At 34.7% G+C, this 25,602-nt stretch carries 24 protein-coding genes; 13 read left to right on the top strand and 11 right to left on the bottom strand.

Going from position 1 to position 25,602, the window contains the following annotated elements:
• Positions 1 to 109 precede the first annotated feature (109 nt).
• A complete protein-coding gene (locus Q0L65_RS13610) occupies positions 110 to 1,309 on the top strand; it encodes a helix-turn-helix domain-containing protein (protein ID WP_296687351.1) in 1,200 nt (399 codons plus the stop codon).
• A 41-nt stretch (positions 1,310 to 1,350) separates the two neighbouring features.
• Here Q0L65_RS13610 and Q0L65_RS13605 read toward each other — a convergent pair whose 3' ends face one another.
• A complete protein-coding gene (locus tag Q0L65_RS13605; RefSeq protein WP_296687349.1) occupies positions 1,351 to 1,695 on the bottom strand; it encodes a hypothetical protein in 345 nt (114 codons plus the stop codon).
• A 541-nt stretch (positions 1,696 to 2,236) separates the two neighbouring features.
• On the opposite strand from Q0L65_RS13605, the gene Q0L65_RS13600 reads away from it, so the two are divergent.
• Entirely contained in the window at positions 2,237 to 2,800 is a 564-nt protein-coding gene (locus Q0L65_RS13600; RefSeq protein ID WP_296687348.1) for a tyrosine-type recombinase/integrase, read from the top strand.
• 17 nt (positions 2,801 to 2,817) lie between these two features.
• Here the strand turns inward: Q0L65_RS13600 and Q0L65_RS13595 are convergent, their stop codons facing one another.
• Genes Q0L65_RS13595 through Q0L65_RS13585 form a run of 3 tightly spaced genes read right to left on the bottom strand, consistent with a single transcriptional unit; the run spans position 2,818 to position 4,388 of the window.
• Entirely contained in the window at positions 2,818 to 3,240 is a 423-nt protein-coding gene (locus tag Q0L65_RS13595; RefSeq protein ID WP_296687346.1) for a hypothetical protein, read from the bottom strand.
• A gap of 1 nt (position 3,241) precedes the next feature.
• A complete protein-coding gene (locus Q0L65_RS13590; protein WP_296687345.1) occupies positions 3,242 to 3,763 on the bottom strand; it encodes a hypothetical protein in 522 nt (173 codons plus the stop codon).
• Complete coding sequence (locus Q0L65_RS13585) at positions 3,753 to 4,388, bottom strand: hypothetical protein (protein WP_296687343.1); 636 nt, start codon at positions 4,386 to 4,388, stop codon at positions 3,753 to 3,755. Before Q0L65_RS13585 ends, Q0L65_RS13590 begins: the two co-directional genes overlap by 11 nt.
• Before the next feature lie 546 nt (positions 4,389 to 4,934).
• On the opposite strand from Q0L65_RS13585, the gene Q0L65_RS13580 reads away from it, so the two are divergent.
• A complete protein-coding gene (locus Q0L65_RS13580; RefSeq protein ID WP_296687341.1) occupies positions 4,935 to 6,200 on the top strand; it encodes a site-specific integrase in 1,266 nt (421 codons plus the stop codon).
• Here the strand turns inward: Q0L65_RS13580 and Q0L65_RS13575 are convergent.
• From Q0L65_RS13575 to Q0L65_RS13550, 6 genes are all read right to left on the bottom strand, one after another.
• Complete coding sequence (locus tag Q0L65_RS13575; RefSeq protein WP_296687339.1) at positions 6,177 to 6,875, bottom strand: IS1 family transposase; 699 nt, start codon at positions 6,873 to 6,875, stop codon at positions 6,177 to 6,179. The two genes, Q0L65_RS13580 and Q0L65_RS13575, sit on opposite strands and share 24 nt — an antisense overlap.
• 143 nt (positions 6,876 to 7,018) lie before the next feature.
• A complete protein-coding gene (locus tag Q0L65_RS13570; protein WP_296687337.1) occupies positions 7,019 to 7,237 on the bottom strand; it encodes a hypothetical protein in 219 nt (72 codons plus the stop codon).
• A gap of 3 nt (positions 7,238 to 7,240) precedes the next feature.
• Entirely contained in the window at positions 7,241 to 10,633 is a 3,393-nt protein-coding gene (locus Q0L65_RS13565; RefSeq protein WP_296687335.1) for a DUF6443 domain-containing protein, read from the bottom strand.
• 11 nt (positions 10,634 to 10,644) lie between these two features.
• Positions 10,645 to 13,869: an RHS repeat domain-containing protein gene (locus Q0L65_RS13560; protein ID WP_296687332.1), complete on the bottom strand. Its 3,225-nt coding sequence runs from the start codon at positions 13,867 to 13,869 to the stop codon at positions 10,645 to 10,647.
• Positions 13,870 to 14,069: 200 nt separating this feature from the next.
• Positions 14,070 to 15,494: a T9SS type A sorting domain-containing protein gene (locus Q0L65_RS13555; protein ID WP_296687330.1), complete on the bottom strand. Its 1,425-nt coding sequence runs from the start codon at positions 15,492 to 15,494 to the stop codon at positions 14,070 to 14,072.
• Complete coding sequence (locus Q0L65_RS13550) at positions 15,442 to 15,720, bottom strand: hypothetical protein (RefSeq protein ID WP_296687328.1); 279 nt, start codon at positions 15,718 to 15,720, stop codon at positions 15,442 to 15,444. The genes Q0L65_RS13555 and Q0L65_RS13550 overlap by 53 nt, the downstream gene beginning before the upstream one ends.
• Positions 15,721 to 16,640: 920 nt before the next feature.
• On the opposite strand from Q0L65_RS13550, the gene Q0L65_RS13545 reads away from it, so the two are divergent.
• From Q0L65_RS13545 to Q0L65_RS13535, 3 genes are all read left to right on the top strand, one after another.
• Positions 16,641 to 17,312, top strand: coding sequence for a response regulator (locus Q0L65_RS13545; protein WP_296687325.1), 672 nt, complete (start codon positions 16,641 to 16,643; stop codon positions 17,310 to 17,312).
• A gap of 167 nt (positions 17,313 to 17,479) precedes the next feature.
• Positions 17,480 to 18,328 (top strand): RteC domain-containing protein, encoded by an 849-nt coding sequence (locus Q0L65_RS13540; RefSeq protein WP_296687323.1) that lies wholly within the window; start codon positions 17,480 to 17,482, stop codon positions 18,326 to 18,328.
• Positions 18,329 to 18,614: 286 nt separating this feature from the next.
• Positions 18,615 to 18,890 carry a helix-turn-helix domain-containing protein gene (locus Q0L65_RS13535; protein ID WP_296687322.1) on the top strand — a complete coding sequence of 92 codons (276 nt, stop codon included), beginning with the start codon at positions 18,615 to 18,617 and terminating at the stop codon, positions 18,888 to 18,890.
• Here Q0L65_RS13535 and Q0L65_RS13530 read toward each other — a convergent pair.
• Positions 18,861 to 19,205, bottom strand: coding sequence for a hypothetical protein (locus Q0L65_RS13530; protein ID WP_296687321.1), 345 nt, complete (start codon positions 19,203 to 19,205; stop codon positions 18,861 to 18,863). The genes Q0L65_RS13535 and Q0L65_RS13530 overlap by 30 nt on opposite strands.
• Positions 19,206 to 19,211: 6 nt before the next feature.
• Here Q0L65_RS13530 and Q0L65_RS13525 point away from each other — a divergent pair, with 6 nt between their 5' ends.
• The 7 genes from Q0L65_RS13525 (at position 19,212) to Q0L65_RS13495 (ending at position 25,547) form a co-directional block, all read left to right on the top strand.
• Positions 19,212 to 19,880, top strand: coding sequence for a transcriptional regulator (locus tag Q0L65_RS13525; protein ID WP_296687319.1), 669 nt, complete (start codon positions 19,212 to 19,214; stop codon positions 19,878 to 19,880).
• Between the two features lie 91 nt (positions 19,881 to 19,971).
• On the top strand, positions 19,972 to 20,577 hold the full coding sequence (locus tag Q0L65_RS13520) for an ATPase (protein WP_296687318.1): 606 nt from the start codon (positions 19,972 to 19,974) through the stop codon (positions 20,575 to 20,577).
• A gap of 587 nt (positions 20,578 to 21,164) precedes the next feature.
• Complete coding sequence (locus tag Q0L65_RS13515; protein WP_296687316.1) at positions 21,165 to 22,028, top strand: hypothetical protein; 864 nt, start codon at positions 21,165 to 21,167, stop codon at positions 22,026 to 22,028.
• Positions 22,029 to 22,108: 80 nt separating this feature from the next.
• Positions 22,109 to 22,249 carry a hypothetical protein gene (locus Q0L65_RS13510; protein WP_296687314.1) on the top strand — a complete coding sequence of 47 codons (141 nt, stop codon included), beginning with the start codon at positions 22,109 to 22,111 and terminating at the stop codon, positions 22,247 to 22,249.
• Positions 22,250 to 22,360: 111 nt separating this feature from the next.
• The gene (locus Q0L65_RS13505; RefSeq protein ID WP_296687312.1) at positions 22,361 to 23,275 is read left to right on the top strand and encodes a nucleotidyltransferase; all 915 of its coding nucleotides are present in this window, start codon (positions 22,361 to 22,363) and stop codon (positions 23,273 to 23,275) included.
• Positions 23,265 to 24,203: a patatin-like phospholipase family protein gene (locus Q0L65_RS13500; protein WP_296687310.1), complete on the top strand. Its 939-nt coding sequence runs from the start codon at positions 23,265 to 23,267 to the stop codon at positions 24,201 to 24,203. Before Q0L65_RS13505 ends, Q0L65_RS13500 begins: the two co-directional genes overlap by 11 nt.
• Before the next feature lie 303 nt (positions 24,204 to 24,506).
• Positions 24,507 to 25,547 (top strand): hypothetical protein, encoded by a 1,041-nt coding sequence (locus Q0L65_RS13495; RefSeq protein ID WP_296687307.1) that lies wholly within the window; start codon positions 24,507 to 24,509, stop codon positions 25,545 to 25,547.
• Positions 25,548 to 25,602: the final 55 nt, after the last annotated feature.

The following is a 25,602-nucleotide window of genomic DNA, read 5'->3' as shown; positions in this document are numbered from 1 at the left end:
TAATTAGGACTACTTTTGTCCTATATAGGCGCAATAGGACATATTATCAACTACAGAAAAGTCCAAATTTGCTTGGTTTTTATAGTTTTGCGAAGCAAAAAAACAAAAAATGCTGTTATACATCTCTATTTCTATTTTTTTACTAGCGTTGGTTTTATATTTTAATAATTATAAAACCAATAAAACATCTATTTACCTTTCACTATTTTTAATACTTTTTTCTTTGTATTATACAACACATCATTTGGTGTTGTTTGGTCAAGATAAATTTTGGTTAGCAATTATTTACAATCATTTTACACCATTATACTTATTGCTGGGTCCTCTGCTTTTATTTTACACTAGAGGGGTAATACATAATAACTCCCGATTAGAAAAAAAAGATATTTGGCACTTTATACCAGCTGTTATTCATGCTATTGGTATAATACCTTTTGTTTTACTTCCCTTTGAACTTAAGTTAAAAAATGCTGAGCTATTAATAGCTAATGTTGGAACTGTAGCTAATGAAAATGCAAACATTTTTTTCAATTTAGAACAACGCTTTTTTATCCGAATCGGTGCGTTTATTATATATACTTCATACTGCGGCTATTTAGTTTTTAAAGCTGTTTTTCAAAAGAAAGAGGAAAACACATCAATCAAGGAAAACTTTTCTATTCAGTTAAGATGGCTTAGTATCGTATTGATTTGTTCATTGGTTATAGCGATTTACTTTCTGTTAATAACCATAATCTTTATCAATAAATCACCAAAAGACGTATATAGTAACAGTTATAATCTGCACTTAATTGGTTCTATTACATTCTTTATATTAACATTTTCATTATTATTATTTCCCAATATACTTTATGGAATTCCTCGAAAAATTTATTTAAAAGAATTGAAAACAAAAAAAAGGAAGGAAATAGAAATAGATAGTAGTGAATCAGATTTTAACCCAGACCCATTAGATGAGTTATCAGAAAAAATAAAAATCTTTATAGAAAAGGAAAAACCCTATCTAGATCCAGATTTTTCAATTACTTCGATTTCTAATTCGCTACAAGTGCCTGAAAGTCATGTTTCATATTGTTTTAATACAATATTTAAAACTACATTCTATAAAATGAGAGCTGAATTACGAGTGAAACATGCAATAGACTTATTAAATACAGATGCAAAAGAGCGCTTAACAATTGAAGCAATTGGGGAGCAATCTGGTTTCAAAACACGATCTAATTTTTATACAATATTCAAGGAAAATACTGGAATGACACCTAGAGAGTTTATAGGGGTTAATAGCAAGAAAAAAATAAAAATAGAATAAAGCTGATCATGTGTCCAATCTATAACAAATCAAATTTATACCTAAATGTATTTACTAGTAAATGTACGCTTGATTTCATTTGGCATTTTGTCTTCATCATAAGAATACAGATTAAACGCATCAGCAATTATGTGTTTGTACAAAACCCTAATTTGGTTGTGAAATTGACTATATTCTCTAAGTTGTTCTAAATAAGTTTTGTCCTGAACTATCAGATTGTGCTTGATAGCCAATTTTAAATCCAACTCATCTAGCAACTCATTAATTGTGATATTGGAAGTGTTTATGCCCAGCCAGTGAATTTCTTTAAGGATTACTTTGTATGAAGAATTACTGTCAATCCTTTTGCCTTTGTCATTAATGAAAAATAAATTCTCCGGATCCATCAAAATGAAAATGATTAAATATTGAATTGGCAGAATTACTATAAAAAAATAACTTAAACAAATTATGAATTAGAATGTCCGGCTCTATGTAGATTAAGGCTATATATTGATGAATGACCAACTAGAAATTTAAACTTCTAGCATAACATATATAATATATAGTAAAAAAGATATATTTTAAGTTACTTGCAAAAATTAATTTTATATGTTAACACCCGTTACCATCTTGAAAAATGGCACCCTAACTGGGGGTTCATTTTACCCTACCCCCCCCGTTTTTAATCCAAAAAACATCTACTAGAATTAAAAGAATAATTAATCTTCAAAATTCGACAGAGTTATTTTATATCATTTTTTTAACAACCATAAAGTTTCACTTATAATAATAGTGAAACTTTTTGTTTTATATAAACTATTGCAAACAAAGTACTTACGTAATTTTGAGTGTTTGATAATTAATAATAGTTTCACTTTTATTAATTTTAGTTTGTTTATGAAACTTTTAATCGCTATCTTTACTTCAAATCAAAAATAATTCGTCATGAGCTTAAAAAATTCCGTAACTACCAGCGACTACTTGAATTTTGACGCAACGTTAAACAAAGCAATGAAAATCATTAAAACCGATAGCAACTATAAATTGGGGTTCCTAGTTGTGTTTGGTATCAACACAGGTTTAAGAATCTCCGACATTCTAAAACTAAAAGTAGAAGACCTAAATAGTGATTCAATATCGTTGATGGAATCTAAGACGAATAAAAAACGTATTATCAAATTAAATGACAACGTCAAGACTGCTTTTAAATTACTTAAAGAGAGAAACCCAAACATTGAGGGTTATGTATTTACATCAAATCAAAATACGGTGCTATCTAAACAATACGTTAACCGTAAACTAAAAGAGGTCTTTGGTTCTAAGTCTTTGGCAGTATCAACACATAGCCTTAGAAAGACTTTTGGTCGTCAAGTATGGTCAAATAACAATGAAACCGACAAAGCGTTGTTATATCTTAGTGAGCTATTCAATCACTCTTCACCAGCGATAACAAAACGATACTTAGGAATTAGACAGGAAGAGCTAGATGATATTTATATGAATTTGTAAAAAAAATAATTAGTAAACTATTCTTCTAAAAGCTCAATATTTTCTAGCAAAACAATATTTTTTTGTGGATTTAAATCAGCTATATTAGGAAATTGTTTTGAAACTTTCGCAAAAGTATACTCAGATGTATTACAGGCTTGAGCTTTATGCCTACCAGTATGATTAATCAATTCAATTTTTGGAGATTTTTTACAATTGATTGCTAGAAAAATATCCTCACTCTCTAGTTTGTCGTTCAAATCTAAACAAGAGTGTATGTTATGATACGCTTCTTTAGGATCCAATTCCTTAAGGATAACAGCTTCACTATTCCTAGAACATTTAAATGTTCTGCACTTACCTATTTTATTAATAACCATATAGGATGATGGAGTAATCTTTCTAGATATTATTATTGCTGAAGCACACTCAATTGAAGAGTTAAAATGAACATGCTTCATATTACAAAAGAAATTTATGATTATGATAATCTATAAATTCTTCAACTTTTTCAATATCAATTGAAAATAATTCAGAAATTTCATCACTAGAGAATTTTCTATTTTTTAATCTATTGGTAATTGAAACTACTAAATCGAAATCAGTTGGTTTGAAATTTTGATTAACAGTAATTAAGTAATTGTCTTCATTCTTTTCTAATTCATGGTCAAATTCATCCTCGGTAATCAACTCTTGATCTAACTCAATTGTAAGATTAAGATAATCTACTTTTTTTAATAAATTATCAATAGCTGTTATGTATAATTCTTCCTTAGATTCACTTCTACTAAACCCATTTAACCAACTTTTAATTTGAGGAGTTAAAAAACCCTGTACTGAATCAAATTGATTATTTTCGGTTGTAGCAATAATAAAACTACCAACAAACTCTGAACTTGAACCATTTGTTGGTCGATAATTAGCGTTAAAAGGCAATGATGTAAACGCTTCTTTTTCTATAAATTGAGAAGTGTTATTTTGCATATAATTTTACTATTTTTTTAGTTTCTTCTGTATATTCATTAATTTCACTTAATGACTTCATTATATTAACCTTAAAATTTTCTGTATTTAAATCTGTATGAAAATTAAATGAAAATGCAATAATTGTTTGCTCCTGTCCAGTTTCAATTTTAGTTACTGTTGCAGGTTTAATATCTAATTTCATTCTAGAATTACCAAAATCTTTACTCATATAAGTACCATAACTTACATTACCATCAATAAAGTATTGATTAATTACACTATTTTCATTATAAAAATATTCTTTAGACAATCTATTTGTATCATTCTCAGAAAAAATATACCAATGAAGATTTATACCAAAACCACTAGCTTTAAATTCAATAGTTTTAACAATCTTAGAAATTATTTCTGAAATAAAATCTTCATCTTTAGGTTCGTTCTCATTTAAAATAATTTGATTATTCAAAACCGTTAAATTAAACAGATTTGTCCTCACAACTGAAAATTCTGAACTAAAAATTGAAGTTTCTAAGATATCCCCTTCTTCAAAAATTTGGTTTTTTAAAAAATAATACTTGTCAAATCTAGATGGTTGAAATTCACCAACAATAACTATATTTTTAACCGTTAAAGATACTTCCATTTTATTATGTAATTAAAACGTATTTTTTGCAAATGTATATTATAATTTTTTAATACATTGCCAAAAAGACTTAAATACTAAAAGAGCATTACGAATTTAAATAATAAAATTGAATTATAGATATTTATCTTTTCTTTTTAGACAAAAAAAAGTAAATTTGTATAGTTATACTGTAGAAAGTTTCTAATCAGTCGGTGCCCTATTTGGTACCCTGTAAAATTTAGCTCTATAAAGTACTGAAAACATTGGCTTGAAGCGACATACGAAAGAACCTCTTTCTCCGCTGGCTGAAAAGCAAAAGGCTCTAAAACCCACTAAATTCAACAATTTAGTGGGTTTTTTCTTTTATGGCTATATCAAATTATTCATTAAATCTCAAAGTTTAGGTGTCTTTCGAGGAGTCACTACAAAAAACAAAAACAAGTGACACCTCGCAACGAAGACACCACTACTCACAAGGTGTTCAGTAGCATATACAAAAAATGCACATCTTGTAAGTAGCTATTAAATCGAATAAATTTAATACTAACTTTAAGGTCACCAATAATGAACACATCTGTATCCATTCTCTTCTACATCAAGAGAGCGAAAGCGAACAATCTAGGAGTTTGCCCCATCTACACCCGAGTTACAGTCAATGTAAAACGATTTGAGTTTAGCACCAACAAATACATCAGTCCTGATAAATGGTCTTCAGAAGGAAGCAAAGTCAAAGGCACTACCGATGAAGCTAGAACAATCAATAGTCATCTTGATTACCTAAAAAGTCAAATTCTAGCCGCTGAGAAGAAACTGATCAAAAAAGACATTAGTATTACTTCAGAGAATCTGAAGAATGAATTATTTGGTTTATCCGAAACCAAACGCATGCTCGTAACCATCTTCCAAGACCACAACAAGAAGATAAAAGAGCTCATTGGAAAAGAATACGCGCCAGGTACATTAGAACGCTACACCACCTCGTTAAAACACACCATTGAGTTCATGCAGTGGAAATACAACATATCCGACATTGACATTACTAAGATTGACCACGCTTTTATCACAGATTACGAGTTCTGGCTTCGTAGCGTGAGAAACTGCAACAACAATACCGCAGTCAAGTACATCAAGAACTTCAATAAAATCATCAAGATATGCTTGGCCAACGACTGGCTGGATAAAAATCCATTTGCCAATTACAAAGCCAAAGTCAAAGAAGTAGAACGAGTGTATCTCACCGAAGCAGAGATTCAATCCATAATTGAAAAAGAATTCAAAACCGAAAGACTCTCACTAGTACGCGATATCTTCCTTTTTAGCTGCTTTACCGGTTTAGCCTACATTGATGTCAAAAACCTAACAAAGTCGCACATAAGCCACGGTATTGATGGAGAACAGTGGATATTTACCCACCGCCAAAAAACAGAAAGCGCCTCAAAAATTCCCATACTTCCAGTAACGCAAATGATCATTGACAAATACGAAAACCACCCACAGAGCAACAACGAGGACAAGCTCCTCCCTATTCTATCCAACCAAAAGATGAACGCCTACTTAAAAGAAATAGCTGCAATTTGCGAGATCAACAAAGAACTCACCTTTCACATTGCTCGACACACCTTTGCCACAACGGTAACCCTCACTAACGGCGTACCCATAGAAAGCGTGAGCAAAATGCTAGGACACAAAAACCTACGCACCACCCAGCACTATGCTAAGGTCTTAGACAGAAAAGTAAGCGAGGACATGAAAATACTCAAAGATAAGTTGACAATGAACTTAACTATGACTAAAACAAGCGCACAATCACAACCAAAAATAAATCCTTAGCACTGCACTAAGTACAAGCAAACTTTTAGAAAAACAAATTGACCTTCTATTGAGGCGTTTTAATTGAGTACGGAGACTTAGATTTTTTCTTTCAATTCTATTGGTTCCAAATCGGGTGACTTTATGAATAGTTTTGTGAATTAAAAATTTGTAGTGAATCAACCCATCAGTATAAATCCTTTTGGGATTGGAAAGTACTACGGTTTTAATAACTTGATTGAGTGTTTTCTTGGTTCTTGAACCAACAGCAAAACTGATTACATTTTTATTGACTCTATCTAAAGCATATACAATCCAAATTACCTTGCCTTTATGCCTTAAAAAAGTCCTCATTTCGTCTATTTCATAGATTTGACCAGAATGAATGGGTGGCGATTGAACTCCTTTGGCAATGAATACTATACGTTTTAGTAAAGTGGTGGTAGAAATACATAAAACTCGAGCCATACTTCTAATTCCCATACCCTCTTTAATAAGCATTACAATATGGGCATTGATTTCTTTACGACATCCCTTATTTGTATAAAAATCAATGCACCGTTTGGTACATGTTTTACAATAAAATTGTTGTTTCTGGTTAGCAGTAAACCCATTTTTAATTAGTGTAGGAGCAGTACAATGAGGACAAATTTTAGTATCACTAACTTTGATACACGAGGACGTATTAAAAGCCATTTTAAGCGTTTTTAAGAAATAATAAATATAAAAAAAGAGAAGCCATAGCTTCTCTTTTTCCTTTTTAAAGTAACAATATAATTGATTTTCAGTTTATTAACTAGCTTTTACACCACCATCACTAACTTTGATACATTACCAGTTTACTTAAATATTACATGAAAAATATCTTTAAAGATATCTACTAAATTTAGTTTGCCAATTAAAGACATAAAACTTAAAACAATCAAGAAAAAACCTCCAAAATAACCTTTTAAGTCTGTACTAAATAACGGAGCTGGTTTTTTATAAGTAATATAAATTTCATATAAACCATATGACAAAATAATACAAGAAAAAATGATATTTACTACCGTTTTCATAATTTAATGTTTGTTTTTATTTACTATTCCTTCAGTAGCTTTTTCTAAATAAGCATCAGCTCTTTGCTTTAATATTGTTTTTGAAACTTCACCAGAAACATTATTATTAATAACTCCATCAATTTTTTTTCCAACAATTAAGGAAGCAGCTCTTGTAACTGCTTCAGTATTCTTCCCTTCAGCAAAATTTAAAGTTGTTAATAAAGCACTAGAAGTAGCACTCATTGTACTACCCGCATCATAAATCCCAATTCCCACTGGTGCTACTTCTGGACCAAAAACAACACTTGATGCAGTAACTAATACACCTATTCCTTTTACATATGTACTTGCATTAGATAAAAACTCACCTGCATTTGTAAGTTTTTCACTGACCCTACCTATTGGATTCTCACTAACATATGTACCGTTAGGTGTTGAAAATCCTTCCTTCGTTGTTTCTCCTGATGAATTTGTTACAGTAGCATTCTCATTTAAATGATATGAATAATTAACACCTTCAGAAGTAGTGCCAGATAATGTCCCTGATTTTACTACTTGACTTACTCCTTTATAGCCCGCTGCTTCAGCTTGTTCTTTTGTGCCAATTCCTTGATGATATGTTACAGCTGTTTTACCTTCGGAATTTAAGTAAACAATCCAATCATCTGCTTTCATTCCATCTGGGTCAATAAAGTAAACAGGATTGTTCAATGCATACACATAAGGACTAAATCTTCTGCTTGTTTCTGCTTTAGGGTCTATATTCATCCAACGCCCAAGTGCTGGGTCATAATTTCTTGCACCATAGTCGTACAAGTTCAGTGATAGCTCGTCTTGCAGTTCCTTTCCGTTGTACTTATACTTATACCCAGGTTGAAAGTTATCTGCATTGTAAGGAGTATGCTTCAACCCAAATGGATAGTAGTTGCTTTCTTCTAAAATTGTAAGAACGTTGGTGCTTGGGTTTTTGGTGTAACTCAACCTAACATTACCCAAATGGTCGGTGTAATTAAACACATAATTGTACGAGTTAGTACCACTCACAGGGGTGTTTTTCACATAGCCCTCTGCCGTTGGAAAAAACTGCAATACCGTGTTCTGATACTGATAACCCTCTAAATAATCAGTTGTGGTTACCGTAGTATTCTCTGTTACCACCTTCTGTACTTTTTGCCCACTAGCGTTGTAAAAGTACACAATATTTCCAGTTGGAAAAATTATTTTAGTCGGTAGGTTCAAATGGTTGTACACAATACTGGTAATATTCTTGTTTTTGTCCACGGTCATATTACCATTGGCATCATATACATAATCATCGCCTGTGGAGTTACCATCTTTAAATCCACTTGTTGCTGTAACAGGTGTATCGGTCGCACTCAAGAGTTTATTGGAACTAATAGCATAGGTATATACAAGGTCGTCAATCCCTATGGTTCCTGCTTGTACATCTCTATCGCCATTGCGTTTAAGAGTCAATATATTACCATTCTTGTCATAGGTCAAGTTTTCATCATACATATGAGTTACCAAACTTGATTTTCCATACGAAGCGTCTTTCAAACGGTTCAATTGGTCATATTTATAGCCGTAGTTCCTAACAAACCCACCATCGGTAGCCGTGCTCCAAAACGTCTCGGCAATATTGCCATTATAGAGTTTGTCTGCCACAGCTGTACTTCCATCTAAAGTATTATAATTGATTTTAAAACCAAATAAATCCGCTGGATCTGAACCTTGTTGCAGAGCATTTGGGTTATTAATAAATTTCAGCCACCCTCTAATGTTATAGCTATAATCTACTTTTTGTAGCGGTGCAGCACTAGTATTCCCTACTTTTTTACTGGTCAGTTTACCCAATTCGTCATAGGTATTATCCGCTAACAGTTGCTCGGCTCCTCCATTAATCTGGTGGGTGTGGGTCAACAGTCGTTTTTGCGGCGAGTAAGTAAACGCTTCTTTTACTGTTAATTCAGCATCATTGCCAGTACGCTTGTGCTTTTGCACCGTGTACTGCAATTGCCCTGAGAAAACATCCAGTTTACTATCGGTATAGGTATAACCTCCTAAATAATTGGTGGTGTAACTACGAATTGGTCGGTATTTGTAATCGTACAAAATAGAAGTGGTTTCTGCTTTTACCTCAGCTGTAGTTGTCGGCACACGTGTCCAAGAACCTGTCGCCAATCCTTTAGTAGCGGTGGTTACAGTTTGGTTATCTACACTGGTAGCCAGTCCACTTACATTCGGTATTGCATAATCATCGTAATAGTTCACGCTAAGAAGTTTAAAACTCGTTGGTGCTACGTTGTTACTATAATTCACCGCAATAGCATCTATCGTAGTTCCACTTTGTTTACTCTCATTGATAGTCGTGGCATTATTTTGTGTTTGCTGCATCGTACTTCTTTCAGTACTAGTAACTTGAATACTATTCAACCATCCTGTATAGACCACTCTGTTAAACACATCGTATTTAGTAATCAACCAGCCGGCGCCAGTCACATCACTAAATGGCGAAAACGCGGGTCCTGTTGCCACTACTCTGTCCAATTTATCATACACCATAAACTCCCATTGCTTGCCCGGTAGTTTTTTGGCTACTAAGCGGTTGCGGTAATCGTATTGGTATTGGTAACACAACTCGTCCAGTACCGCAGCAGTCGTTGCTCCCTCAGCTTTAGGAGGCAAAACATAGGTCAAATTACCATACACATCATACACATAGTAGGTATCATGAGCCACGCTGCTGTCATAATTGCGTTTCAGTACAACACGACCTTCTTTGTCTTTAAATTCTTCAATTGGGTTGTTGTTCTCGTCAGTAGTCACCGTTTTGTACAATACATTAGGGTCATACGAGCCATTTGCAGTAATGCTAGGCACATAGTCTGCGGTCAAACTCACATCAAAGCGTTTCACCTCACCTGCAATATTGGTTTGGTAATCCAGTTTAATCTCGTGTCCTGAATTCAACGCCCAGTCGCTTCCAGGGGCTGCTTGTTTCAATACTCTGTGGAGCGGTGAGGCTTCAAAGAGTTTTTCGCTATAAGGGTTTTGTCCGTAGTATTGTGGAAAATTCAAAACATCGGTTAAGGCGCTGGGTTTATAATTGAGAGAAGCAGCTGCGTTTGGCACATAAGGCAAATAGTCTTTGGTTTGACGACCATAAGCATCGTATGCAATAGGCGTTACAATATCTTTACCCGTGGCAGACTGCTGGTTAGCAATTTGTTGCATCGGTCTACCTAAACCGTCAAAATAAGTAATGTTTTGATTGGATTGGGTGATAGTAGGATTTGTTATGCTGGTAGTGGTTGGTATTTTGTAAGTCGTAGTTTTGATGTAATTCTCAGTTGGGGTTTGTCCAACAACCATTAAAGGCAACAAAACTAATAGGTGTAATATATTTTTCATAACGCTAACGATTAGTTTTTATAATGGTATTCGTTTTCGGATAAGATATTGCCTTCTTTATCTTTAACTTTTTGTAATCTGCTAAAAGAATCATAGGTGTAGGTGATTTTGTCGCCTTTGGGGTCGGTTATGGTGCTCACGCCAATGATGGGTTTATGAGTGTAAGTGGTTACCATGGCATTAGGAAGTCCTGTTCGTAAAGCAGTGAGTGCAGCTAGTAAACTGTCCTCTGTGCCTGTATCTGATGTGGTTTGTGCAGCAGTGATTAAACTAGGATTTATACTGGCATAAGCAGCATTTTCTATTTTAGCAATGGGTTGGGTTTTGTTGTATCCCCAAATAATAGTGACTGGCACGCCCGCTTCGGGTGTGTATTGAACAAGATTACCTTTAGCATCATATTGATCATAAGTAATTTTTTTGTCAGCGTCAGTAATGACAGCTGCACCTTTATTTGAATAAATGTATTTTGGTAATAGCAAATTGCTTGTGGAAGCACTATTGTCAAAAACAATTTCTTGCACAGATAATTTTACGCTATTTATCAAAGTTTGGGTAACTAAAGGGGTGCCAATTCTATTTTTGGTAACTAATTCATTTACAAAAGGCTTATTAGCCATTTCAGTATTTATGGGATAAAAATAATTGGTTGTGAGTGTTTCATTTAATCTAGAAGTAGTTGAAGTTCTATTTTTCAATAAATCGGTGTTCGTATAATATTGAAAATTCATTATTTTTTCAACTAACGTAGTATTACTAAAATAATTTTTTTGTGTTGATTTTATAAGCTTACATCTACCTGTTTGAAGAGGATAAAAAGTAAATCTATACCACTTTTGACCATTTGAAGTGGTTAGTTTATAGTCAAATAATACCCCAAAATTTTCAATAGTTTTTTGATCTAAAGTTTCATATTCATTTATTGTTTCTTCTATTAGGTTAAATAAGTTATTTTTAAATGAATATTTTTTTTCATTCAATAATTTTCCTTCTTGCCAACCTAGATTTTTTTCGGTTTTATCTACAGCTAAAGTTGCGAATTCGAAAGGTTGGTTTAGAGACCCGATGGAAAAGATGTATTCGGTTTTTCCATTGAAGCTAGCGCTGTTAGCCAAAGGCAACAATTCTGTAACATTTTCGTAGTTTACAAAACTACCTCCTGTTAAAGATGTTTGTGCCAAACTGTTTGATGAAATTTTAAATGAACCAATATAATCATTAGCTAAATGGGGCGATTCGTAAAGAACCGGATATTGATACATATGTCCACTACTTTGAGAATTGAGAGGATTTAGATATTTATATTCTTTGATTATATCTGGGCTATTAGCTTCTTTAATGAGTATTTTTTTCACTCTCAGACCTCCAACCCTTTCTCCTCCTTCTGGACCAGCAGTAAACTCATTCCATTCCAAGGTGGCAAAAAAACCAATACTTGATACAGGTGATCCGTTTTTTACGGCTTCAATATAATAATCCCCATTAGGGAGGCTTAGATTGGTATCTCCCCCATAAACATACTGTAAAAAACTGGTGTTAATCCCTACTATTTTAATTGTATAATGACAATTTGTTGAGGGGATTGTTTCACAGCCTTCGATACAACAATTTATGGAAACCAATCCTGATATATTGCGAACACTAAAATATTCACGATACATATTTTCAAAAACAGGAGCCGAACTTTCTTCTGGTCCTCCAGGTCCAACTAAAGGGGCAAAACCTACAAGTTTATGTTCTTTAGTGTCAAAATTATTTATGATCGATTTATTTTCTATAAACCCTGCTCTATTGGATTCATATTCATATTCCACAACACCTCCCGTTGGAAATTGAATCTTTGTCAGTATAAAAGCTTTCGATAATTCTTCATTAATATCTCTGTTGGCTACTTTATATTCTGGAAAGCTTTTTGAAACAGCTAACTTAGGAATTAGTGTTACATTTGATTGTCCATTGTAATAACCCCAAGCATCCTGGGAATTGGATGTTCTGTTTGGTGTGTATAATTCATTGTAAAAAAAAGTGTGTTTTGCAACAAGCACATTAGCGTTGTCTATTTCATTAATAGACTGTAGTTTTAACCTATAGTTGTATTGATCTAAAGGATACGCATAATTTAGATCAGTAGTGTTTTCTGATGAACTAAAATAATCATAATCGAATGTTACTTTCTTTACTTGATTGCCTAATTTGTTTAATACTATAAGATTTTGAAGCTTCTTGGTTTTTGGCAAATCTAATCTTTCGTCAATACTTTGATTAAACAAAACTTGTTGATTCTCTGATTCAATTTTTGATAGGGTTACATTTGTAATTCGTCTCTTTACATAATCAACAGTATATTCTGTGCCTTGATCTTCAAACATTAGATTTCCATTATAAACAAAATTCTCATTTGTTTTGCTTACATCTAAAAACGCTTCACTTTCATTATAAAAAAACTTAATTGCACGGCCATTACAATTTTTGATTTCCATTAAATGCCAAGTAAGAATATGATCTTCTGCAGTAGATGTGCCACCATGTATGCCATCATCACTATAAGTCACTTGGGTGCTTTGGGTGCTATGTACTACCTGAGATCTTGTTAAGTCACTTGATTTTCCAAAAAAGTATTGATTTCCTTGATCGTCAATTAAAACCCACGATATAATCTTGTTATTAGAATCCTTATTAAAATTAATTTTCAAATCTGTTTTGGGAATTTGAACGAACGTATTTTCTGCTTTGTCAAAGAAAAATTTGCCACTAAAATTTAAAAAATTAAAAGAAAAACTATCCGGTTCATAATCCCTAGATGCTAATTGCTGCAAGTCGTTGTTAAAGTCGACGTTAGTAATTCCTGTTCTGGCTTGTTGTACTGTATAGGGGCTATACATATATCCTATTGCAGAATCATCGGGGTTTGCTTTAACCGCCCTTGAAATGCTTCCGCCCGCTCTCAAAGACCATCCAAGACCTACTTCAGAAGCAACCTCATCCACTCTAATTCCTCCTGTATAATAATTCAACTTAATTGGTATATCAAATCCATATTCTTTAAAATTATATAATGGTATAGAAACATCAATTAACCCTGTATTCAAGGACACAGGGTGGTCTATATACTTATTAAATAATTGTGCACTTGGATCAGGAGGAAAAATTTTTGGTGTATAATCTGTAGTTTGCGCCCAAATTAAGTTTGATTTAATCAACATTAATAGTAGCAATTGTAAAAATTTTCTTTTCATATTTTTTTAATTTTTTTTAATTTTAATTTTCTGACGCTTGTCACTCTGAAAGTTTGTATTGATAATTACACTTGTTATAATAATCACCTAAATCGATTGGGATGCATAACGTGGTGATGCTAAATTATTGTAAAATGTATCCCCAACTCTCCCGCACGAATCCTTACACGTGGTGCTACATTTTAAAATTTTGAATCCAATTACTCTTTTTTAGTTTTTTTAATCACTTTAATTCCCTCGCTCTTCACATTCGTCTTGATATTCACCACATAAATACCCTCGGGATACATACTCATATCAATCGGCACCGTGCGACTACTAATGGTAAATTGCTGCAACGTCCTTCCTGCAATATCCACCACTGTAGCAGTCCCCGTTTCATACTCGTACCCAATAATGATATTGGTAAACGTACTCACAGGATTGGGTATCGCCTCAATCGAAGCCTGAACCGTCAAGGGTACCAACTGGTCTTGCAACTTCACTACCCAAAAATCATTACTACCCAAAGTCGTACTCTTATCCCCTGACGAACTCGCATTCGAGGTTCCGGCTAATAAATAACCGCCATCACGGGTACTAATGAGTTTGCGCAAAATGTCCTCGCCTCCACTGCCTACTATTTTCTCCCAAACAGCTTCGCCTTGAGCGGTCACTTTCAACGCGATATAATCATTAATGCCATTAGCCTCTTTCTGCAATACGCCTTTGGCGGTACTAGCACGCTCACTTTGGGCATATCCGCCCACCAAAAAACTATGATCGGTATTCTCAACCAAAGAAGTCAAAATATCCACCTTGCCGTAATTGTAGGTTTCACTCCAAACCACACCACCTTTGGCATCCAAACGCAACAACCAAAAATCAGAACCTGATTGCACACTACCGCCCTTCACAGTCAAAGCTCCTAGACTATTCGTATTCCCTCCCACAATGTAGCCCTCATCGGCTGTTTGATGAATCACATACAACTGGTTGTCTCCCGTACCTCCATAAGCATGCTGCCATTCAACAGCACCCAAAGCATCGGTTTTTAGAATCCAATAATCGCCAATACCAATACTAGCATCGGTCTTATCTCCTGATTGTGGCGAGTTGGAATACCCTCCCAAAATATAGCCGCCATCTTTGGTCTGTTCCACACTGCGCAACACATCACTGTACAAACCACCATAGGTTTTTTGCCACACTACAGTACCTGTAGCATCCAGTTTGATAATCCAATAATCCATATTCCCACGACTAGCATCTGATTTTGCCGTCAAATCTACCTTGACAGTACTACTAAGCACGCCAAGACCCGAACTCGGTGCTGGAACCACCTTGCCCGAACTCGATGAACCGCCCAACAAATAGCCGCCATCTCGGGTAGGAAGTACCGTCAACAAATCCTCTTGACCACTTCCTCCTATCGTTTGTTGCCATTGCTCTTGCCCTTTGGCATCCAATTTCACTACCCAAAAATCCGACAAGCCCTTACTATCCGACTGCTTATCCATACCCTTATTCGAACTCGAAGTACCCGCTAGTATAAAACCACCGTCCTGAGTTCCTTTGATACTTTGCAACAAGTCAAAGCCACTTCCACCCAAGCTTTTTTTGCCAATCCAACTGGCCACTGGCATCCATTTTCCAAACCCAATAATCCAAATCGCCGTTATTCCCAGCCGTTTTAGTTCCTGTTTTTCCAGACAACGAACTCCCAGCCAATATGAATCCATTATCGGCAGTGGGTTGAGCATCAAATAAATAATCAGCATTTTTTCCTCCATAAGATTTTTCCCAGAGGATGTCTTGCCCATGCATGAAAAATGTTGCAAAAAGCAAAAGATAGAAGTAGTTGTTCTTCATAATAAATAATGATTTTGGTTGTACTATTTATGTATGAAATGAGATCGTACTTGCCCAGTAAAACAAAGCCCAGGCGATTCAATTCGGGGGAAGAATTCAATCCAAATATTCTTCAAAAAGCACAAAAACCTGACAAAGAATAATTTAAGCAAGGCAATTAAAAACCAATTCTGAAATAAATTGTACGGTTTCCCGCATATTTTTCCACAACCATCAACCATCAACCGTCAGTTCGAGTGATTTTTGCAAAAAATCGTATCGAGAACCAACAACCAACAACCAACAACCAACAACCGTAAATCGTAAATCGTATATCGTATATCGTAAATCCAATATCAATCGTCAGTTCGAGTGATTTTTGCCAAAAAATCGTATCGAGAACCAACAACCAACAACCGTAAATCGTAAATCAAATATTAATCGTCAGTTCGAGTGATTTTTGCCAAAAAATCGTATCGAGAACCGACCTTAGAGTCCGCAGTCGAGCGTCAAATAGTCGAAGAATTAGTAAAAATGAAAAGCTGTTTGAGCGAAGCGAGTTCTTTTCATTTCTAATTCAAGACTTAATTTGACCGACGAGGGCTCCAAGTCTTGACCTTTTGTTTCTTTTGAAATCGAAGATTCACGAATTCCAATAAAATATAAACCCATGAGTAATCAAGCCAAAAGAAAAAGAAAAAAGAATTATAGTCAACAACAGATAACTGTCAACCAACAACCAACAACCGTAAATCGTAAATCGTATATCGTATATCGTAAATTGACAACCATGAACAGACAACCAACAACCATCAACCATCAACCAACACCCCCCCGTAACAAAAAACTACGGTTTCCCGTAATTCATTTTAATCTATTTTAATTAGGTTTGATATGTAGTAATCCCAAACTCCAAAACAATGCACAACCAAAAAACCAAAATGAACATCCTAATTGTTGACGACCATCCACTAAATGTAGAAAGTTACGCCTCCCTTTTAGCAACCGCCGAAAACACCAAAGAAGCACAACTACACCAAGCATTCGACTGCAAACAAGCCTACGATTGCATGGCAAATTGCAAAAACAATGCGATGCCTCTCGACATAGCGCTAATTGACATCAGCCTCCCACCCTACGAAGAAAAAGAGCTGTTCTCTGGTGATGATGTGGCAGTTCTAATTCAAAAGGCTTTCCCCAACTGCAAAATCATCATCATCTCCATGCACAACGAACCCGCTTGGGTAGATCGCATTATTAAAAGAATACAACCCCAAGTGTTTATTGCCAAAAGTGACATTAATTTTGGCAAATTTTCCGAAATAATAAAAGACATCGATAACAACCAATTGTATTACAGTCAGACCATTGTAGCCGCACGAAACAAAATCACGGGACAAAATCTCGATTGGGACAAGCACGACAAAAAAATCTTAGAACTACTTGCCAAAGGGACAATGACAAAAGACCTTCCTAATCAAATTCCGCTTTCCCTGAGTGCCATCGAAAAAAGAAAAAACAACATGAAAAAACAACTCCTTTTCAAAGGCGGCACCGACATCGAACTCCTCAATAGTGCCGAAAAAGCAGGAATCATAAATCTTTTCAAATAAATCATAAACCAGATATCGTATCTCGCAAATCGAATATCGTAAATCATAAATCGTAAATCAAACCCCATGTCCCCACCCTAAAAAAATCATAAATCTGATATCGAATATCGTACTTCGTAAATCGTACCTCGTACATCGTAAATCGTATATCACAAATCGTAAATCTCTTGCATCCCAAATACGCCCCTTTACTAAACAACCTCAACGAGCAGTTAAACTTCATCGATTTAGAAATCGACAACCCTATCCAACAGTGCGAACAAGCCATTAATGTGATTTTAAAATCCATTCATGCCGTTCGGAAATTGGTGAACAAAACCCATTTCAAAACCGAAGTAGAAGAAATCCAATTCTTCAAAGAAGTCAAGCCGCAGTTCACTTCCAAGCTGATTTATTACAACCAAATCTATCAAATAGAGCGAAAAAAGCCCAGTGGTGGCAATCGTATTCTAAAGAAATACTACAACAACGAACTCGCAATACTCAAGGCCTTTTTTGACAAAGAATTGGACTTCTACCAGTACTTCCGTGCGGGAAATTCCTATTTAGACTACCAATACTTCATCCGCGGAAAGTTTGACATCAAACTCGCCTTAAACTCCTATTATTTCGAATCAGACCCCTCCTTTGCGACTTCCCACGATTTTAAAGTAGCCACTATTCTAGCCAATGATTTGATCCAATTGTATATCGAAAACCAGTTATTGGCATTGGATAAAAAAGAAAACACAGAAAATTCACAACACGAACCGAAAAGGAAAATAACCTGGACCAGCTCAAAAGTCGCCCTAACCGAACTACTATATGCCCTCCACACCGAAGGAGTGTTCAACAATGGAGCTGCCGACCTAAAAGACATCGCCGAATACTTCGAACACATCTTCGAGATCGACCTCGGGCAATACCGCAGAGCCTTCCTCGAAATCCGAGCACGAAAAAGCGACAAAACCAAATTCCTCACCAACCTCAACCACCAACTCCTCAAACGCATGGACAACCTCGACGAACTAATCTAACAACCGTCAACCAACAACAGACAACCAACAACAGACAACCGACAACAGACAACCGACACCCGTCAGTTCGAGTGATTTTTGCTAAAAAATCGTATCGAGAACCAACAACCGACAACCAACAACCGACAACCGACAACCATCACCCGTCAGTTCGAGTGATTTTTGCCAAAAAATCGTATCGAGAACCAACAACCGACAACAAAAAAACACCCAACACCCACCCCGTTGTGAAACAAAACAAATCAAACACTACAATTTTGCACCATAACATATAAAAACTATTAGTATGGCAATTGAAGTAATCACAAAAGAAGACCTAAACGAGTTCCGCCAATTATTAATCGCCGACCTCAGCACCCTATTGGAAATCAAACCCCAACAGCAGCAAAAAAAGTGGCTCAAATCCAATGAAGTCCGAGAGCTGCTAAACATCTCGCCCGGCACCCTCCAAAACCTCCGCATCAACGGCACCCTCACCTACACCCGAGTCGGCGGCATCCTCTTCTATGAATCCGCCCACATCGACAAACTATTAAATGAAAACAAAACCATCAACCGATAACCGATAACCGTAAATCGTATATCGTATATCGTAAATCGTATATCGTAAATCGTAAATCGTAAATCGTAAATTGATAACAGACAACTGACAACCGTCAGTTCGAGTGATTTTTGCCAAAAAATCGTATCGAGAACCGACAACCGACAACCGACAACCGACAACCGACAACCGACAACCAACAACTGACAACCGTAAATCGTATATCGTAAATCGTAAATCGTAAATCGTAAATTGATAACCAAAATGAACTACATCAAACACCTCACCGGCTTCTTCATACAAATCGCCCATGAAGCAACCCTCAACCCAACGCACATCAGTTTGTACCTAGCACTCTTTCAGCGATGGAACATCAACCGTTTCAAAAATCCCATAACCATTTCCAGAGACGAAATGATGAAAGCCAGTAAAATCGCTTCCAAAGCTACTTACCACAAATGCATCAAAGAACTGCAGCGTTTGGGATTCATCGACTACCTACCCTCCTACAATCCGTATGCGGGAACGACAGTTATTATTCATGATTTGTCTAACGGAAGCAGTACCAAAAATAGGCAGCCTATTAGTCAGGTCGCTGAACAAGTGGATGAACCCTCTATATATAGTAAACCTATACTTAAAACAAAAAGAAAACAATATAAAGAGACCACACCCGAAAAAATAGAAAATAAAGAAGAAGAAAATTCAATTCCGGTAGCAAAAGAGTCAATCCAAAAAACACACCCGGCGCTCGAAATTGTGAAGGAATATTTCAGCAGTCAAGAAGCCTCCGAATTCGAAGCCGAACGCTTTTTCAATTACTACACCAGCAACGGTTGGCTCATTGGCGGAAAAACAAAAATGAAAGACTGGCAAGCCGCCGCGCGCAATTGGATCCTCAACACCGCCAAATTCAGCAGCAGCCTCCCTCCCAAAAACACAAACACCGACAAGCCCCAGGCTCAAAACCTACACACTGCAGTAGACAAAAACTACGACGAACCCTTATAGTCATTGCGAGGAGGAACGACGAAGCAACCCGTCATTGCGAGGAGGCACGACGAAGCAATCTCCATACTGAACCACCCAATAAATTTAAAAAATGAAAACCCACTACGACTACCCCGAAATAATCAAATGGCTCGAACAAAAAGGAAAAACCGACTACGGTACCCAATTCCATTTCCGTGAAGCCGACCAAAACAACCTATCCAAACTCATCGCCTACTACCTCAAAGACGAAGTAGTCGCGACCCTATTCGACCTAGACCTCAGCAAAGGAATTCTCCTGACGGGACCCATCGGTTGTGGCAAAACCTCACTGATGAGCTTGATGAAATACGTCACCCACAGAGACAACCGTTTTCATCTAAAAACCTGCCGTGATATTAGTTTCGAATTCATCAAAGACGGCTACGAAGTCATCCACCGTTACAGCCGAGGGAACAATCAAGAAGATCGCAACTACTGCTTTGACGATTTGGGAGTGGAGAAAAATCTCAAGTACTTCGGCAACGAATGCAATGTCATGGCCGAAATCATCTTGTCGCGCTACGACCTTTTTGTGGCCAAGAAAGTGCAAACCCACATCACCACCAACCTCTCCGCCTCCGAAATCGAAAACGCCTATGGCAATCGTGTCCGCTCCCGAATGCGCGCCATGCTCAACCTCATCTCCTTCGACAAATCCACCCCCGACAAACGCTAGTCATTGTGGGGAACGAAGCAATCTCTATCTTTCGTCAGTTCGAGTGTTTTAAGTTCTTCCCAATAGTAATTGGGAAGAACTTAAAATGTATCGAGAACCCTTTGAATAGCAACCCGCAAAAAAAAGAAGACCAAATAGTAAACTACATACTACTATTTTTACTACTTTTATAATCCCAATTCTAAATACCCAAATTGAAGATGAACTACACCATTTCGCCCCCAAATGCTCCAAGCCATCCGCTAGGCATTTCACAATTTTTTTTGAACACCACAAGCAATTGTCCGGAAAACCGTAAAATCATTCCCGACAAACTTTCTATTTTTCCAAAAACGAAATAACGGCTTTGTTATTATTCTAATGTGCTGTCTCTTTTGATAGTGTTTTGGGATGAGTAGCTTTAAACTTGAGCAAACAATTGAACGACTTTTAGATAAAATTCATACAATTTTTGTGATAGTACTCAAATTAAAATAATACGTATTTATACGTATTACAATAGATAAGTAGATAAATTATATTGCAAAATATTTAGTTTAAATAATATTAAAACCTTATGGGGTAAACAACTATAAATAAGCATCAACATGGAAGAAAATAAAAATAAAGAGTCATTAAAAGATAAGTGGTGTAATTTTTTTAATGTACTATTTGATCCTTGGGTTATAATAATGCTAGCAGCAACAATATTACTAATTATTTATTCTTCAGAAACAGATAACCAAGAACTAGAAACTATTATTAACCTAATCATCTCACTATCGTCAGGATTATTGGGAGGCATAATCGCGAATAAATGGGCTCAAATGACAGAATTAAAGGTTCTAGTTGCTAGGGGGAAATCCGCTATAAGAAGTTTAAAACTAATTCTACTTAACATTTCTAATATTGAGAGGAGAACAAAGGAATATATTGCTTGTCTCGATAAGGAAAATATAGAACATAAACTAATCACTTCCAATTTTGAAGAGATGATTGAAAAATGCAATATTTTAGAAGAAGAAATCATCAGTTCAATTGAAAATTGGACAGATATTATACCAGAGGTTGCTAATTTGAAAACTCAAATTGGGTTAGTGTCTGATATGAAATTGAGACAAATAGATCTTGAAAATGATATTTCAACTCTAAACGAAAAAATCGAAACTATTAAAGAAGAAGGTAGTAAACAAAAAGAAGACCTTCATAAAAGGTTAATAGACAAAGAAAATGATTTAAGTAATACCAGAAAAAAACTTAGAGAAACTGAAAGTAAAATAAACACAACCGTTCTCAGTGGATTAACTTCCTCATATGTAACACCGGGTAGTAGTGCATCCTTGTATGGTAATCCTATGCTAGGTGAATGCAAAAAATGTGGAAAATTGGACACATCATCAATTATTTTTTCTGATGGACTTTGTAATAATTGTAGATCTAGTGGTGGGCTACTTTTTACAACAAAAAAGTGAATGTAAAGTATAATCTCCAAAGTTTAGGACTTTGGAGCTGTATGAATATACAAATCAATAATTAACCAAAAATACTAACTATGACTATCCAAGCAATCAAACCAGGACCAAAAAGAACAGCAACTTCAACAGGAAAACCTGATCAACGTCAACGTGATAATAAAGGAACACCAGGCAATACACCGTCCTTAAAACCATCAAAATCAACAACGAAAAAATAAAATTAGTATACTACTAAAAGCACCTAAAAAGTTATATATCATTAATGATAGTAATACGTAAGCAACAATTTTAATAAACCTCCATAAATTCAACAACTTAATTCAACAAAAATGGCAATACCAGAAAAACAACTTCAAACTTGGTCTAATCAAGGAGCGGTTCAAACTTCGGCAAATACACACAAAAGTGTTACCAATTGTATTGACAAAGTAAATTGGGATAATGATGTGAATTATGAAACATATCTACAAGGCTCGTATCCTAATTACACAAATATTTATGGTAATAGTGATGTAGATTTAGTCGTTGAATTTCGATCAATATTTTCTAAAAATCTATCAGCATTAACAGAATCCCAAAAGCAAGAATTTGACACAAAATATGCGGATGCTAAATACACTTTAGCTGCATTTAAATTGGCAGTAATCGAACAGCTTAAATCATGCTTTGGAGAGTCAAATGTAAAAGTTGGCAATAAAGCTATTTTAGTAAAAGGAGATGGAAATAGACTTGATTGTGATGTCATTGTATGTAACCCATACAGAAAATATATATCTTACCTACCTAGTTCAGAGAAATATATTGAAGGTATAATCTTCCGTACAGAAAATGAAACTCCAAATAGAGATATAATAAACTATCCAAAAATCCATCTAAAAAATGGAAGTTTAAAAAATCAACAAGAAAATACATCTGGCAATTTTAAGCCAAGTGTTAGAGTTTTAAAGAATATGAAAGCTGCTATGATTGATAAAGGTTATATAACAAAAACACTAGCGCCATCATATTTTCTTGAATGTTTAATTTATAACTCTGACAATATAAATTTTAGGAAAAATTCTTTTTCCGAAATTGCAGTATCAATAATCAATCAATTTAGTAATGATGTTAATAATGGTAAAATGGCAAATTATTTAGTTCAAAATGAACAAAGTAAATTATTTGGCACTAATGACCAACAATGGAATATTGATGACGCAACAATATTTGTTAATCAGCTAATTAAATTTTGGTATGAATACTAATATAGAAAACAATGAATTGAATATTTTAGTATTAGATGGAGGTGGTTCTAAAGGAGTCTATTCACTTGGAGTACTTAAAGAGTTAGAACTAAAATTAGGAAATCCTCTACATACACATTTTGGTTTAATTTATGGAACAAGTACAGGATCTATAATTGCAGCCTTAATAGCATTAGGATATTCTATAAATGAGATTGAAAAACTATATCTATCTCTTATTCCTAAAATAATGAAATGCAAGACTAAATCTGGAAAAAGTAGAGCAATGGCAATTGAAGCCGAGAAAGTTTTTGGTAAGAAAAAATTTGATTCTTTTAAAACAGACATTGGAATCGTTGCATTAAATTTTGAAACTCAAATGCCATTAATATTCAAAACAAATATAAAGCAAGCACATGGGATGAAACAATCGTTCAAACCTGGATTTGATTGCACAATTGAAACTGCTGTTCGTTGTTCAAGTGCTGCCTATCCTTTTTTTGATAAAATGAAAATAGTTACTGAAAATCATGGAGAAATTGAAGTTGTCGACGGAGGCTTTATTGCTAATAATTCGACTTTATATTCCATGATAGACGCATACAAATCATTGGGCTACGAAGAAAAAAACATACATTTATTGAACATTGGTGTTGGCCAATATATAGAAAACACTTCAGGACTAATTTCAAAACTTTTAAAAAAAATAAAGATTTTTAATTTTTTTGAAAGAGTTCTTAATGCAAGCACAAACAGTAATTCTTTAGTTTCAAAATTATTATTTCCAAACCTTGATATGTTAAGAATTAGCGAATCATTTCCTGAACCAAAACATGGTACAAATATGTTCGAATATGATATAAAAAAGCTTAATAAAATGATTCAATTAGGTCGTTCATCTTATGCCAAACATGAAAAAGAAATCTTGAAATTATTAAGAATTGAATAAAACCAAGATGGTGCGGATTTGTAATCCGTGCTTAATCAATATTAAAAATAAAGACCTATGTCAATATCCAAGCAATCAAACCAGGCCCAAAAAGAACAGCAACTTCAACAGGAAAACAGGATCAACGTCAACGTGATAATAAAGGAACACCTGGCAATACACCATCGTTACAACCATCGAAATCAACTCCAAAAAAAAAGAATAATTTAACTGCTGACAGAGCCAAAAATGTTATATAACATTAATGCTATTTGGTAGTTAGCGATAATTTTACAAACACGACAACAAACATTAAAATAAAAAATGACAGAAGAAACTAATGAAAATAAACCAGTCCTTGTTGACAGCACGACAACGACAGCAATGACATCAGGTATCTCAATTGAGGACTTTAAATCTTTTTATTATTTAATAAATGCTAAGCCTGACCGAGAGACTAAATTCTACCCTGAAAGTAAAATTGTTTCAATTGATAACATCAAAGAACTAAATGATTTAATACAAGAAAAGTTAAGTTTAAGTCTAATATTGACAAGTCAAGTCACAGCGGTTGTTTCGTTGGACAATAACAGAACATTTGATTTTGGTACTTGGGGACAATTTATTACTGAAAAATGGCATACAAGTGCCGTTACAAAAAGTATTACAGTCACTTGGGATTTTAGTATTAAACTGAATAATTATAAATTCCCTCAAAGACACACTGTAAAACTTCGAATTGGCTCTAAATTAAAACCTAGAGATATGCTTGAATTAGTTATGAATCATGAAGAGGAAGAACAATTGCATGAAGCTTTTGCACATGCAATTTGTTCAATTGACTTTATAAATCCAGTTGTTAGCAATGAAATATTTTTAATTGTTGAAAATTGGCATAAAGCATTACCTAAAAACTTTTTCAATGCAAAATGGCAAGCCATTTTGAGAAGTAATTCTAAAAAAGTAGAGCAATTTATAGTTTTCCTAGTTTTAATTGCAGGCTCAACTATTCTTTTTTGGTTAAGCAAAATATATCTTGACATAATTTGGACAAATCAATTTGACAAAGTATTTCTCAGTAGAATTTTTGCAGGTTTACTAATTTCTTCGTTAATATATTTCCTTTTTTACGAAGGTGGTAAATTATGGGCAAACAAAACTGAAAGATATATCAATAGAATACGTCCTTCAACACTTTTTAAATTTACAAAAGGGGACGAAAATGAAAACGAAGAAAACAAAAAGAAGAATAACGATATACTAAAATCCATTGGAATTAAAATACTAATTACTATTGTGTTTAATGTTTTAGCATTCTTCTCTCGTGGACTATTTGACTTTTTTGTTGACTTATGCGTAAAATAAAAACTACCGATATCCCCGACCGCACAGATTTGTAATCCGTGCTTAATCAATAACC

This window comes from Flavobacterium sp., assembly GCF_024642105.1.
In the GTDB taxonomy this organism is placed as follows: domain Bacteria; phylum Bacteroidota; class Bacteroidia; order Flavobacteriales; family Flavobacteriaceae; genus Flavobacterium.
This window is presented reverse-complemented; position numbering and strand designations above follow the sequence as displayed.